Here is a 13790-nt window from a genome sequence, read left to right as displayed (position 1 = left end):
CGCCTACTCTTCCCTCATGACCGAAGCGGAGCGACTCAGTGCACTCGTCAGCGTCTGGTGGGAGGCCGTCGACTCGTTCACACGGGTGCTCGAGCACGTCGGTGACGACGAGTGGTCCACACCGACCGACCTCCCCGGCTGGGACGTCCACGCCGTCGCCGCCCACACCGCGCACCTCGAGGCGCTGCTGGCCGGGAGGCCGCACGACGACGTCGAGGTCGGCGACGCGCCCCACGCGCGCGGGATGATGGGCCAGTTCACCGAGCAGGGCGTCGTCGTGCGGCGTGCCGAGTCCGGCGACGCGCTGATCTCGGAGATCCGCGAGGCAACGACCGCGCGGCACACCCAGCTGCTGGCGGACCCGCCGACCGACCCGTCGGCGCCGGCCCCGGGCGTCTTCGGCGCCATCGGCTGGACGACCGGGCTGCTGCTGCGCAACCGGCCGCTCGACGTGTGGATGCACGAGCAGGACGTACGTCGCGCGCTCGGGAGGCCGGGCAACCTCGACTCGGCGGCGGCGATCCACTCGGCCGACTACCTGATGGAGAGCCTGCCGTTCGTCGTGGCCAAGCGCGCCGGGTCGCCGGCCGGGTCGGTCGTACGCCTCGAGGTGGCCGGGCACGCCCCCGTCACCGCGGTCGTCGGCGACGACGGTCGCGGGCGCCTCACCACGCCCGACGAGGACGGGGAGCCGACGGCGACCCTCGCGATGGACCGGGAGACCTTCGTGGTGCTGGCCGGCGGGCGACGCGCCGCGGGGACGGACGACGTACGGCTCACCGGCGACGCCGCGCTGGGCGAGCGCGTGCTCGCCGCGATGGGCGTGACGCCGTGAGCACCGACGCGACGGACACCTGGACGACGGCCGACATCCCCGACCTGACCGGCCGCACTGCCGTCGTGACCGGACCGACGCTGGGCGGGTTGGGGTTCCACACCGCGCTCGAGCTGTCGCGGCACGGCGCGCGCGTGGTGCTCGCGGGGCGTACGCCCGACAAGCTCGACGCGGCCGCCGGTGCCATCACCGCCGAGGTGCCCGGTGCCCGGCTGGAGCACCTGGTCGTGGACCTGTCCGACCTCGGCTCGGTGCGCGCCGCGGGCGAGGCTGCGGCCGCCCTCGGACCGCTCGACCTGCTGGTCAACAACGCCGGGATCATGGCCACGCCGTTCCGCTCGACCGTCGACGGCCCGGAGTCGCAGATTGCGACCAACCACTTCGGCCCGTTCCTGCTGACCGGGCTGCTGCTCGACCAGCTCGTGGCGTCGGGCGGGGGGCGCGTCGTGACCCTGTCGTCGCAGGCGCACCGGATGGCCCGCACCGCCCCGCTCGGGGACCCGCGGGCCCGGAGGCGCTACAGCCGGTGGGGGGTCTACGGCCAGACCAAGCTCGCCAACCTGCTCTTCACCTTCGAGCTCGACCGCCGGCTGCGCCGGGCCGGGCTCCCGGTCACCGCGCTCGCGGCCCATCCCGGACTGGCGGGCACGCACCTCGCGGTCAACGGCCAGCTCGGCACCACGCAGGGCCGTCGGGCCGCCATCCTCGACGCCGCGGTCAAGCTGGTGTCGCAGTCGGCCGAGGCCGGCGCGTGGCCGACCCTGATGGCGGCCACCGCGGACCTGCCGGGCGGGACGTACGTCGGGCCGGGCGGCCCCGGCCAGACCTCGGGCCCACCACGGATCGTGGGCACCACCCCGCTCGCGCGCGACGAGATGGCCCAGCGCCGCCTGTGGGAGACCAGCGAGGCGACGGTCGGGCTCACCTGGCCGCAGCCGTGACCTAACGGCGGTCCCGGACCCGGACCAGCCCGGCCAGGGTGCCGAGCCAGGCGGACCCGTCGCGGTCGAGCATGATGCGCGACCCGTCGCTCCCGGCCAGCAGGCCGGTGCCGGTGCGTACGCCCCACCGGTTGCGTCCGGTGTCCGCGTCGATCGCGGTGAGGTACCACGCGCTGACGCCGGTCAGGGAGGGCCGCTTGGTCCATGCGTAGAGCAGCCCGTTGGCACGGCTGGCGACCGCTCCCGAGGCCGGTGACACCGCGTCGCTGGTCCATGCGAGCACGCAGGCGCCGTCGACGACGTCGACGCGGGCGATGCCCGGCTGGGAGGTGAAGCCGAGCAGCGTGCTGCGCGGGGAGGAGTAGCCGTCGTTGTTGGTGACGACGACGCCGGACCCGAGCGGGGCCAGGTCGCTGTCGGTGGCGCCGTCGCCCTTCTCGAACACCGACTGCCGGCACACCCGCCGGCCGTCGGCGCGGGCGAGGAGGACCACGCCGAGCCGGTCGTCGACCTCGTCCGCGATCGCCACGACGCCGCCGTCGAGGAGGACGGGGGCCGACCCGCTCGACCCGGCGTGCTCGGTGCGCCACACCGGCTGCGGGGTTCCGTCCGCGCCGACGGCGAGCCGGTGCAGCGCCTCGTCGGTCACGACGTAGGCACCACCCTCGTCGGTCGCGATGTCGCGATCGACCTCCTCGCCCAGGTCGACCACGCCGACCTGCCCGGTCGCCGGGTCCACGGTGCCGACGAGGCCGGCGTGCGAGGCCCACCAGATCCGGCCCGACCAGTCGGGCGCGACCGAGGCGAGGCAGTCCCCGTGGGGCACGTAGGGCTTGAGGTCCCACTCGGCGTCGGTCCCCAGCTCGGGCTCACCGTCGGTGGCGGTCCGGACGGCGAGCACCCGGCGGTCCCCGGTGGCGACCACGGCCCGGTCCGCGGCGTCGAGGTAGACCGCCTCGCCGTCGCAGGCGGTGCCGTCCGGCACGTCGGGCAGGTCCTCGGTCGCCACCGGCCGGAGCGAGTCGCGGTCGACGAGGCGGAGCGTACGCCCGGACCCGCTGCTGCACAGGGCGACGACCGCGTCGGACGAGGTGAGCTCGAGCCGGCCGCAGCGCTGGAGCCCGAACCAGGCGGTCTCCACCTCCGGCTGGTGGCCGAGCGGGCCGGGGCGGTCGGCCGGGTCGCCGGCCGCGCGGTGGGGGTTCGCGGCGACGTCGGCGACCGCGACGGGGTGCGGCGACGAGGGGCGCCCGACGTACCCCGGCCCGGCCCAGGCGCCCGGCGCCGGCGGGACCGGCAGCCAGCCGTCGGGCACCACGACGACCACGAGCGCGACGAGTGCCGCGCCACCGGCCAGCCAGGCGGCCGCGCGACGGCTCGCGTACGTGCGGTCCTGCACCCACCAGCGCACGCGCGGGACGCACAGGAGCGCCACGGCGACGACCAGGACGACCGGGCCCAGGGCGAACCACAGCACCAGGAGCGCGCCGACGAGCCAGACCACCGGGCGACCCTAGACGAGCAGCACGCCCGCCCGGCGGAGGCGCATCGGGGCCGGCCGATGCGCCGCGTCACACGGCGACCGGTCGGACCGGTCGGACCGGTCGGGTCAGTCCGTGGCGACGCGCGGGTGCGGCGCGGTGAGGGTGAGGTCGGCGAACACGCCGTGCCCTCCCCCGTTCCCCCCGCCGCTGCGCAGGAAGATGCGTGAGGGGCGCGGGTTGGGCGCGCGCGTCCGCGGCGCCTCGTTGATCGGGATCTCCTCGTGGCCGGCGCCCGCCTCCGGATGGCGTGCGACCAACGACCCCGTGAACTGCTCGAGCGACTTGATGCGCCCGGTGAGGTCGATCCCCTGGTTGTTGCGGTCGTGCTTCATCAGCCGACTCCTTCTGTCCCCACAGGCGGTCCCCCACGGACCACCTGTGACGAGGCTAGGAGCGTGCCGGGGAGCGCATCAGGGACTTGGAGAACCCTTCGGCAAGTCTGCGGGAGACGGTCCAGACCAGAGCGTCGAGACAGCACTTCCTTGACGGGACGCGGACACGCAACAGACCGGCGGTCCCCTGCGCCGCCGGTCTGTCGTCTGTGTGTCAGCCGGCAGCGGGCTGCGACATGGACCCCACGTCCACGGCGCGACGCTGCCGGGGCAACGACGGCCGCGCTCCCTCAGCGCGGCCGTCGTGCCCGGACTCCCCCACGGAGCCGATGCGGATCATCGGGTCACGCCCGACGTGCCGCTCACCCTGGTGTTGCTCGTGCTCATCTCTTCTCCCCCGTGTCGAGTGGTCACGAATAGAAGGATGCGGACGGGCCCGTCCTGATACATCCGTGTTTCCACGGAGGTCCAGACCACCGGGCCTCTACGCCTCGCTCGTCCCTCGCTCGGCTGCTCGACCACCGAGGTATCAGGCGGCCCGGGCCTCGCTCTCGAGCTTGCGGCCCAGCAGGCGGCGCGTACGACGGTCGCCCGTGGCCATCTTGTAGAGGATGGCGAGCTGCTCGGGGGCGTTCTTCTTGTTCGTCGTCGCGAGCCAGCCGTTGGGCAGCGAGAGTCGGATGACCTTGTGCCAGGCGGAGGCGACCTGCTGCGGCATCGGGCGCGCGCAGTAGGTGAGGTCGTACTTGTCGAACAGGGCCTGGACCTTCGGCGCGATCTCCGCGTAGCGGTTGGACGGCAGGTCGGGGAACAGGTGGTGCTCGATCTGGTGCGACAGGTTGCCGGTCATCAGGTGCAGGGCCTTGGAGCCGGAGATGTTGGCGCTGCCGAGCATCTGGCGGACGTACCACTCGCCCTTGGTCTCGCCCTCGATCGAGCGCTTCTCGAAGGTCTCGACGCCCTCGGGGAAGTGGCCGCAGAGGATGACGGAGTTGGACCACAGGTTGCGCACGACGTTGGCGGTGAAGTTGGCCGCGAGGGTCGGCAGGAACGAGCCGGTCGGGATCGACAGCACCGGGTGGACGACGTAGTCCTTGGTGGCCTGCTTGCGGATCTTCTTCAGGACCTGCTTGGCGCGGCGGCGGAAGTCGGGGTCCTTGGTCTGCTTCTTGGCGATGACCGCGCCGAGCTCGAGGTCGTAGGCCGCGATGCCGTACTCGAAGAAGACGGCGTTGATGAAGCAGAACACCGGCTGGGCGAGCGAGGCCGGCGTCCACGGCTGGTCCTCGTCGACGCGCATGATGCCGTAGCCGAGGTCGTTGTCCTTGCCGATGACGTTGGTGTAGGTGTGGTGCAGCTCGTTGTGGCTGTGCTTCCACTGCTCGGCGGGCGAGGCCATGTCCCACTCCCACGTGCTGGAGTGGATCTTGGGGTCGCGCATCCAGTCCCACTGGCCGTGGAGGATGTTGTGGCCGATCTCCATGTTGTCGAGGATCTTGGAGACGCTCAGGCCGAGGGTGCCGAGGATCCACGCCGGCGGGAACGCGCTGAAGAGCAGCACCGCGCGCGAGCCGAGCTCGATCTTGCGCTGCGCGTCGATGACGCGCCGGATGTAGGCCGCGTCGCTGGCGCCGCGGGAGTCGAGGACGTCCTGGCGGATCGCGTCGAGCTCGATGCCGAGCTGCTCGATGTCGGCGTCGGTGAGATGTGCGATGGGGTTGGTCTGGCCGAGGACGGCCTTCTTCTGGATCGTGGTCATGTCGATCTCCTGGGAGGGTGTCGGGGAGGTCTGGGTCAGTGGTCGATGTGGCAGGGGCCGGCGGCGGCGTTGATGCAGGTCTGCACCTTGATGTCGCCCGTCTCGCCGGGGACCGCGGTGGTGATGGCGCCGTTGCGCAGGTCGCGGACGCTGCCCTCGCGCAGCGGGATGACGCAGCCCATGCAGATGCCCATGCGGCACCCGCTCGGCATGAGCATCCCGGCCTCCTCGGCGGCGTCGAGGATCGGCGTCTCGCCGTCGAGGTCGAGGCTGGTGCCCGAGGCGAAGGTCACCGTGCCGCCGTCGCCGGGCTCGACGCGTGCGGTGCGGAACTGCTCGGTGGTCAGGCTCAGACCGGCGGTGTCGTGGTGGGCGGCGAGCGCGTCCAGCAGGCCGGCCGGACCGCAGGCGAGCGTACGGCGCTCGGCGAGGTCGGGCACGAGGTCGGCGAGGTCGTCGACGTCGAGGACGCCGTGCTCGTCGTCGTAGCGCGCGACGAGGCGGATCGCGCCGGCGGCGTCGAGCGCCTCGAGGTCGCGGATGAAGATCGAGTGGGGGTGGCTGGGCGCCACGTGGACGACAACGATGTCGTGGTCGGCGGTGCGGGCGGGTCGCAGGACGCCCTCATCGGTGCTCGGGAAGAGGTTGCGCAGCATGCCGATCACCGGCGTGATGCCCGATCCGGCGGTGACCATGAGGTACTTGCCGCCCTCGGGCGGCAGGACGAACTCGCCTGCAGCCTGCTCGAGGTGGACGAGCGTCCCGGGCCGGGCCTCGTGCACCAGGTGGTTGCTCACCAGGCCGTCGGGGACGGCCTTGACGGTGATGGAGATGCGGCCGTCGCGGCGCGGGCCGTGGGTGAGCGAGTAGGCCCGCCACTGGCGTACGCCGTCGACGTCGATGCCGATGCGGAGGTACTGGCCGGGCACGTGGCCCGCCCAGTCCGCGCCGGGGCGGATCACGATGGTGGCGGCGTCGGCCGTCTCGGGGAGCACCTGCTCGATGCGACCGCGGAGGTCGGCACCCGAGCGCAGGGGTGCGAAGAGGTCCATGAAGTCGGCCGGGAGGTAGGGCGTGGTGGCGGCCTCGGCCACCCGGACGAGGTGGTCGCCCAGGCGTCGGCTTCGCGCGGTCCCGCGCACAGGTGGCTCCAGAGTCGTGCTCATGTCATCAAATGTCGCGGATCGGGGGCGGATCTTCCTGCCCTGCGCACGTGAATCCGCGCTAGCCTCTTGTTCGCTGCGAACAAACACGGCGGCAGGAGACCAGATGGATGAGCGGCCTGTGCGCCCGAGCACACAAATGCAGACGATCGTCGGGCTCGATCCCGAGGTCGCAGAGGCCCTGCGAGCGCGCCTCGCCGAGGTCGCCGACCGCTCGGTCCTCGCCATCATCGACGAGGTGCCGAGCTATGCCGGCGCGCTGACCGGCCGGATGGGCGAGGTGATCCGCAACGCGGTGCAGCTCGCCCTCGGCGGCTTCCTCACCCTCGCCACCCGCCAGGGCGATGCGCCGCGCGCGCCCGCGATCGAGGGCGCCTACCAGCTCGGCCGCGGCGAGGCGCGCAGCGGGCGTACGGTCGAGGCGCTCCTCGCCGCCTATCGTGTCGGCGCCCGGACGTCGTGGCGCGACATGGCCGACGCCGCGGTCGAGGCCGGCATCGACGCCGGCCAGCTCGCCCGGTTCGCCGAGCTCGTCTTCGCCTACATCGACGAGCTGTCGGCCGCCTCGGTCGCCGGCCACACCGACGAGCTCGAGAGCAGCGGGCGGATCCGGCAGCGCAACCTCGAGCGCCTCGCGCGGGCGCTGCTCACCGGCGCGCCGGCCGACGCGGTCACCGCCGCCGCGGAGCGGGCCGACTGGGAGCCGCCGGCCACCCTCACCGCCGTGGTCCTGCCCGAGTCGCAGGTCTCGGCAGCACTGACCGCCCTCGACTCCCGCACGCTGCAGCCCACCGACGACGTGCCGGGCCTGCCCGAGGGCCACGCCTCCCTGCTGGTGCCCGGCACCGGGTCGACCAGCGCCCGCCGCTCGCTCCTGCGCTCCCTCCGGGACACCGACGCAGTGGTCGGGCCGTCGACGCCGTGGCTCGAGGCAGCCGCCTCGCACCGGCGTACGCTCCGCTGCGCCGCCCTCGGGGTCGAGGGCCTCGTCGACTCCGACGACCACCTCGCCGCGCTCGTCCTGGCCGCCGACGCCGAGGCCCGCGCCGACCTCCGCGCACGGGTGCTCGCGCCGCTCGCCGACCTGCGCCCCTCGACCGCCGAGAAGCTCACCGACACCCTCCGCAGCTGGCTGCTCCACCACGGGCGCCGGGACGCGGTGGCCGAGGAGCTCTTCGTGCACGCCCAGACGGTGCGCTACCGCGTGGGGCAGCTGCGCGAGGTCTACGGCGACCGGCTCGAGGACCCGGCGTTCGTGCTCGACGCGACGATCGCGCTGGCGTAGACGGGCGTTGGGCGCGGGCGAGGGCGGTGCCCCAGCCACATTCCGAGCGCTGCGAAGGTGGCTGACGCACCGCCGACGGGTGCGGCGTACGGCGACACGCCCCGAGCGGTGTCCCAGCCACACTCCTGACCTCCGAGATGTGGGTGAGCCACCGCTCGAGGTCGGCCCCGGGCTGCGGCGGTGGGTGAGACAGGTTTCCAGCCCGCAGAACGCGCGCCACTCACCGCTCGAGCCCGGCTCCTCAGGGGTGGCGGGCGTGCGCGACGTCGCCGGCGACCCAGGTCGCGAGGACCTGGTCGGCGAAGGCCCGCAGGCGGGCCGCGTGCTCGCGGTCCGAGCCGCCCTCGAGGGGGTCGGCGTCGAGCAGGACGAGGTCGGCGGGATGGCCGACGGCGACGGTGCCCCAGCCGTCGGTCGAGGCGGCGAGCGCCTCGCGGGCGGTGATCGACTGCTCGGGGTGCCACGGCTCGCGGTCGTCGCCGGAGCGGTGCACCGCCGACGCGATCGCCAGCCACGGGTCGAGCGGCGAGACCGGGGCGTCGGAGCCCAGCACCACGTCGACGCCGTCGTCGAGCATCCACCGCAGCGGGAAGCAGCGCTCGGCTCGCCCCGGCCAGAGCCGCTCCGTGACGTCGCGGTCGTCGAGCAGGTGGGCGGGCTGCACGCTGGCGCGTACGCCGAGGCGCGCCATCCGGCGTACGTCGTCGCGGGTGGTGAGCTGCACGTGCTCGACGCCGCCCCGCGCGCCGGTGTCCTCGAACGCGGCCAGCGCCTCGGCCACGGCGCGGTCGCCGATCGCGTGCACGGCGACGTCCAGCCCCCCGGCGGCGGCCCGCGCGAGCAGCGCGCGCAGCTCCTCCGGGGTCTGGTTGGGCTGGCCCTCCTCGGCACCCGCCACGGCCTTCTCGGCGTACGGCTCGCAGCACCACGCCGTCCGGGTGTTGAGGGACCCGTCGCTGATGATCTTCAGCGGTCCCATCGTCAGGCGGGGGTCGCCGTCCAGCGGGTCGCCGGACCGCAGGCCCCTGGAGAGCACGTCGTCGAGGCCGTCGGCATAGCAGGCGTGGCGGATCCGGAGCAGGTCGGCGCCCTCGGCCCACCGCGCCGCCCAGTCGGCGACACCGCCGCTGAACTCGAGGTCGACGAGCCCGACCACGCCCTGCGCGGCCGCCGCCTCCATCGAGCGCCGGTAGGCGTCCGGGCCGGTGCCGTCGGTGCCCAGCACGGTGGCCAGGCGCCCGTAGGCCATGAACCACTCGGCCTCGCTCACCACGCTGTCGCGGGTGGGCAGGGCGAGCATGTGCAGCGCGGTGGTGTTGAGCCAGCCGTGGTGGCCGTCGCCGGCGATCAGCACGATCGGCTGGTCGGTGTCGATCGCGTCGAGGTCGGAGACGGCGGGGTTGTCGGGCCAGGCGGTCGGCCGGTGCCCCCACCCGATGACGGGGAGGTCGGGCCACTCGGCCAGCCGCTCGCGCACCGCCGCGACGGCCTCGGCGCTGGACCGGGCCGGCCCGAGGTCGAGACGCGCGGAGGCGAGGGTCCACTGGCCGAGGTGGACGTGCTGGTCCCAGAGGCCGGGCATCAGCCAGCGCCCGCCCGCGTCGTACGCCTCGTCGCCACCGGCGGGCAGGTCGGCGCCGACCTCCCCCACGCGCCCGCCGTCCACCCGTACGTCGACAAGCCCGGGGACGGCCTCGGTGACGGCCACGAGGCGGGCGTTGCGGATGAGCATGGGGCCACCGTAGGAGGTGACGCTCACCTCTCGACCGCGACCCCGCCCACCCACACCGCGAGGGGGCGGGCGAGGGCGGTGACGTCGGCGGCCAGGTCGCCGACGACGACGAGCAGGTCGGCGAGGCTGCCCACTGCCAGCCGGCCGGCAGCGACGCGGCAGTCCTCGGCGGCGACCGACGTGGCGGTCGCGAGCGCCTGCGCCACCGGCCAGCCACCGTCCACCAGCGCCGCCACCGAGCGCCACAGGTGTCCGTGCGGCTTGGCGGGCATCGCCCCGGCGTCGAGCCCGGACACCACCCGGATCCCGTGCTCGCGGAGCCGGGCGGTGTTGCGGGCCGCCCGCGCGAAGTGCTCGTCGCGGTCGGTGATGCCGAGGCGCTCCAGCATCTCCAGGACGTGCGGCGGCATCGCCGAGACCGGCGGGAACCGCGACGGGTCGTTGCCCAGCGTCGGGTCGACCGTCATCCCGGCAGCGGCCACCCGGTCGAGCAGCGCGGGGGGCGGGGCAGCGCCGCCCTCCGCCAGGCAGGTGAAGTGCTCGAGCCCGTCGGCGCCGGCCGCGACCGCCACCTCGGCCCCTGCCACGGAGTGCGTGTGCGCCACGACCCGCAGGCCCGCCGCGTGGGCGGCGTCGACGATGTGCCGCAGCGGGACGACCTCGAACTGGGCGCCGAGCTGGTCGCTGCCCGGCGTCAGGAAGCCCCCGCTGGCCATCACCTTCACCAGGTCGACGCCCCGCTCGACCCGCTCTGCCAGTGCGCGCTCGATCGTCGGCGGGTCGTCGGGGTCGACCTCACCGCCGAGGAAGTGGCAGTGCCCGAGCGGGATCGTGACGGGCGGACCGGCGGCCACCACCCGCGGTAGCCCCTCGGCCTCGCGACCCCGGTGCGCGAGCACCCGGTAGGCCACGTCGCCGAGGTCGCGCACCGTCGTCACGCCGGCCACGACCTGGGCCCTCAGGCTCGCGGTCACCACCTCGTCCACCGCCGCGGGGGTGGCGTTCCCCGCCCACTCCAGGCTGCCCGGCGTACCGGGGAACGCGCCGGACGCGACGAGGTGCACGTGGCAGTCGACGAGCCCCGGGAGCAGGGTCCCGGCGACCTCCGTCACCGGCACGTCGGGCGGCAGGGCGCACGCCGCGGGCTCGACACCGACGATGCGATCACCCTCGACGAGCACCGTCGCACCGTCCGGCAGGAACCGCTCCCCGTCGAACGCACGACCCGCCCGGACGGCCCACCGCCCGCCCATCCCCCGACCCATCCACCGATGGTGCGCCCGCAGACCGATCCGTGCACCCCGTCGCGCCGCTGGACCAGACCACACGTGCTGCGGACATAATGGGTCAGGTGGAGTGGCGGGGGCCTGTCGTGCTGGTCGTGCTCCTGGCGATCGGCGCCGGGGGCGGCTACGTCGCGTCCGCACAGAGCCGCGACGCGAGCCCCGGCTCGGGGGTCGCGGAACCGGTGCCGGCCCAGCGGCCGGAGATCCCGGTCGAGGCGCCGCGTCCCTTCGAGCCGGATCCCGACGACCCGGCGCTGCAGCCCGACCTCGAGATGGCACCGACCACCCGCGGCACGGGCAAGTTCGAGATCACCTTCCCCGCCCCGGTCGGCTGGCGCACCAACACCAACGCCAGCAACGAGTGGAAGTGGAAGGAGCCCGGCACGTCCAACAACACCTACGTGATGCGCATCGAGCAGATCGACAGCCAGGACATCACGATCGAGGACGCGATCGACATCCGCGTCGAGCGCCTGCGCGACGAGCAGGAGGACGTGGAGATCCTGGACCGTGGCGCCGCGTCGCTCGAGTACACCTACCGCAGCAACGAGGGCAACGCCCGGCACAGCTTCATGCGCTGGCTCGACCTCGACCTCAGCGGGCAGGCCGACGTGGAGATCGTGGTGCACGGCCGCGAGCGCGACGTCGCCGGCGCCCGTGACCTGATCAGGCGGGTGGCCGAGGGCATGAGCGGCGCGGGCGGCGGACCCCTGTGACCCTGTCCGAGGGTCCGGGGCGGGATCGACCGGGTCCCTCGACCCAGCGGCTCGCAGCCGTGCTCGCACTGCTGCTGGCGCTCGGCGCGGCGCTGGGGTTCGGTGCGTCCTGGGTGCTCGGCGAGAACCCGGCGGGGCAGGGCGCCGCGGCACCGGTGGCGGCGAGCTCGCCGAGCCTCCCGGTCGACCCGGTGCCCGAGCTGCTGCCCGACCCGACCACCCCGGCGCTGGCGCGCGCGGTCCCGCTCGTACGCCAGACGGTCGGGGCCGGCGGCTTCCGGATGTCGGTGCCGGTGCCGCAGGGCTGGACGTTCTCCGAGAACTCCCTCAACGAGTGGCAGTGGCGCCCGTCCGACCAGCCCGACTTCGGCTACGTCCTGCGCGTCGAGCAGGTGCTGAGCAACCGGCGCTCCATCGACTGGACCCTCGACCGGCGCATCGACGAGCTGCGCGAGGACGAGGGCAGCTTCGACGTCCTCACCGAGACCGCGGACAGCCTGCACTTCTCGTTCGTGACCTCCAACCACCTGCGCCACGGCTTCCTCCGGTGGCTCGACCCCACCGGGTCGGACAACGCGCAGGTCGAGATCGCCGTCACCGGGCGCGAGGCCGACGTACCCGGCATGCGGGACCTCATCGCCCGGGTCGCCGCCGGTGTGGAGCTGGGCGACCGGGAGGGCTGAGCCGGGCTCAGACGCCGAAGGTCGTCACGGAGTCGAGGACGCGGTTGGCGGTCCCGCGGTCGTCGCTGCGGATCTGGATCCACAGCAGCTGGTTCTGGTTGAGGCGGATGACCCGCTCCACCGTGACGTCGAGACCCGGGCAGTCGTAGAAGAAGACCGTCATGAGGTCGTCGCCGTCGCGCTCGTCGAAGACCGGCCCGCGCGACGGGCCGCACTCGGGGTGGCTCGGCACCCGGGAGGGCAGCTTCTCGCCCGGCAGGATCCCGACGAAGACGCCCGGCGCCGGGGCGTCGGCGGAGTTCCAGCCCTCCCGGCTCCCCGAGGCGATGGATGGCTGCTCCGACCTGTCCTCGATCGGCGTCCACGGCTCGGGGTCGACCTGGGCGGTCCACGACTCCGGCACCGTCACCGAGATCGTGCCCGTCGAGTCCGCGACCTCCCGCTCGGCCGTCGACGCCCGCTCCGCCGCCCAGCCCGCACCGGTGCCGGCGGCCAGCGTCAGCACGGCCGCCGCCACCCACGGCCAGCGGCGGAGGTGGCCTGCCGCCCCGGTCGTTGCCCCGGCCGACACCACCGCAGACCCGGCCGTGCCGCTCGTGGCGGTGTCGGCCGCGGCCGTGTCCGCCGGACGTCGGGGGGTTGTCGCGAGGTCGGGGTCGACCGGGATCCACGCCGCAGGGGTCTCCTCGACGTCGCCGCCCAGCGCGTCGACCAGCGCGGCCGTGAAGGCCGCGACGTCCTCGAAGCGGTCCTCGCGGTCCTTGGCGAGACCCCTGAGGACCACCGCCTCCGCGGCGGGGTTGTCGATCCCCATCGGCGGCGGGGGCGACGGATCCTCCGCCGCCGCGAGGCTCCGGTGGTCGAAGGGCTGACGACCCGCGAGGAGGTAGTAGCTCAGCGCGGCCAGCGAGAACTGGTCGGCCCGCGGGTCGAGCGCCTCGCCCAGCGCCTGCTCGGGGGCGACGTACGTCGGGGTGCCGCCGACCATCGTCAGCCGGGACGACATGTCCATCGCCTTGCCGAGGCCGAGGTCGCCGAGCATCGCCACGACCTTCGAGCCGCGGGCGTTCTCGATCGTGCGGAACAGCACGTTGGCGGGCTTGACGTCGCGGTGCAGCACGCCGCGGTCGTGCAGCGCGCTCAGCCCGCGGCCGACCTGGGTGATCACGGCGAGCGCCTGCGCCCGCGACAGGCCGGTGAGCTCGAGCCGGTCGGCGAGCGTGCCCTGGTCGGCGTACGCCATCACGAGGTAGGGGCGCTCGTCGTCGAGCTCCCCCGCGTCGTAGACGGTCACGACGTGGGGTGACTCGACCTTGCGCAGGAAGCGGCCCTCCTCGACGAACCGCTGCCGGATGTGGAGGTCGTCGGTCCAGTTGTCCGCGAGGACCTTGATCGCCACGGGGCAGTCGAGGTGCTCGTCGTAGGCAAGCCAGACGGTCGCGAACGCCCCCGACCCGATGCGACGGCGCACCGGGTAACGACCGAGACGTGAGGGAGCGGACACCCGGGCATTA

At 74.0% G+C, this 13790-nt stretch carries 12 protein-coding genes; 5 read left to right on the top strand and 7 right to left on the bottom strand.

The features are described from left to right. Positions 1-16: 16 nt before the first annotated feature. Positions 17-835, top strand: coding sequence for a maleylpyruvate isomerase family mycothiol-dependent enzyme (locus AC57BS_RS24840; RefSeq protein WP_496414120.1), 819 nt, complete (start codon positions 17-19; stop codon positions 833-835). Then, a complete protein-coding gene (locus AC57BS_RS24835; protein ID WP_496414119.1) occupies positions 832-1776 on the top strand; it encodes an oxidoreductase in 945 nt (314 codons plus the stop codon). The genes AC57BS_RS24840 and AC57BS_RS24835 overlap by 4 nt, the downstream gene beginning before the upstream one ends. 1 nt (position 1777) lies before the next feature. On the opposite strand, the gene AC57BS_RS24830 is transcribed toward AC57BS_RS24835, so the two are convergent. The 4 genes from AC57BS_RS24830 to AC57BS_RS24815 form a co-directional block, all read right to left on the bottom strand. Next, entirely contained in the window at positions 1778-3280 is a 1503-nt protein-coding gene (locus AC57BS_RS24830) for a hypothetical protein (RefSeq protein WP_496414118.1), read from the bottom strand. A 105-nt stretch (positions 3281-3385) separates the two neighbouring features. Then, positions 3386-3652: a hypothetical protein gene (locus tag AC57BS_RS24825; RefSeq protein ID WP_496414117.1), complete on the bottom strand. Its 267-nt coding sequence runs from the start codon at positions 3650-3652 to the stop codon at positions 3386-3388. A 529-nt stretch (positions 3653-4181) separates the two neighbouring features. Further along, the gene (locus tag AC57BS_RS24820) at positions 4182-5411 is read right to left on the bottom strand and encodes a fatty acid desaturase family protein (RefSeq protein WP_496414116.1); all 1230 of its coding nucleotides are present in this window, start codon (positions 5409-5411) and stop codon (positions 4182-4184) included. A gap of 35 nt (positions 5412-5446) precedes the next feature. Continuing rightward, positions 5447-6577 carry a ferredoxin reductase gene (locus AC57BS_RS24815; protein WP_496414115.1) on the bottom strand — a complete coding sequence of 377 codons (1131 nt, stop codon included), beginning with the start codon at positions 6575-6577 and terminating at the stop codon, positions 5447-5449. Positions 6578-6680: 103 nt separating this feature from the next. Between AC57BS_RS24815 and AC57BS_RS24810 the strand changes: the two genes are divergently transcribed. Next, on the top strand, positions 6681-7859 hold the full coding sequence (locus AC57BS_RS24810) for an RsbRD N-terminal domain-containing protein (protein WP_496414114.1): 1179 nt from the start codon (positions 6681-6683) through the stop codon (positions 7857-7859). A 241-nt stretch (positions 7860-8100) separates the two neighbouring features. Here AC57BS_RS24810 and AC57BS_RS24805 read toward each other — a convergent pair whose 3' ends face one another. Next, positions 8101-9591 (bottom strand): amidohydrolase, encoded by a 1491-nt coding sequence (locus AC57BS_RS24805; RefSeq protein WP_496414113.1) that lies wholly within the window; start codon positions 9589-9591, stop codon positions 8101-8103. Between the two features lie 23 nt (positions 9592-9614). Continuing rightward, positions 9615-10856 (bottom strand): amidohydrolase family protein, encoded by a 1242-nt coding sequence (locus tag AC57BS_RS24800; RefSeq protein WP_496414112.1) that lies wholly within the window; start codon positions 10854-10856, stop codon positions 9615-9617. Between the two features lie 86 nt (positions 10857-10942). Between AC57BS_RS24800 and AC57BS_RS24795 the strand changes: the two genes are divergently transcribed. Further along, positions 10943-11593, top strand: coding sequence for a hypothetical protein (locus AC57BS_RS24795; RefSeq protein WP_496414111.1), 651 nt, complete (start codon positions 10943-10945; stop codon positions 11591-11593). 59 nt (positions 11594-11652) lie between these two features. After that, on the top strand, positions 11653-12276 hold the full coding sequence (locus AC57BS_RS24790) for a hypothetical protein (protein ID WP_496414110.1): 624 nt from the start codon (positions 11653-11655) through the stop codon (positions 12274-12276). 7 nt (positions 12277-12283) lie between these two features. On the opposite strand, the gene AC57BS_RS24785 is transcribed toward AC57BS_RS24790, so the two are convergent. After that, a complete protein-coding gene (locus tag AC57BS_RS24785; RefSeq protein ID WP_496414109.1) occupies positions 12284-13780 on the bottom strand; it encodes a serine/threonine-protein kinase in 1497 nt (498 codons plus the stop codon). Between the last annotated feature and the right edge of the window lie 10 nt (positions 13781-13790).

This window comes from Nocardioides sp. BGA-UO-ETr-FS32, from assembly GCF_059567905.1.
Note: the sequence above shows the minus strand (reverse complement) of the source record. Positions and strands in the feature narration are given on the sequence as shown.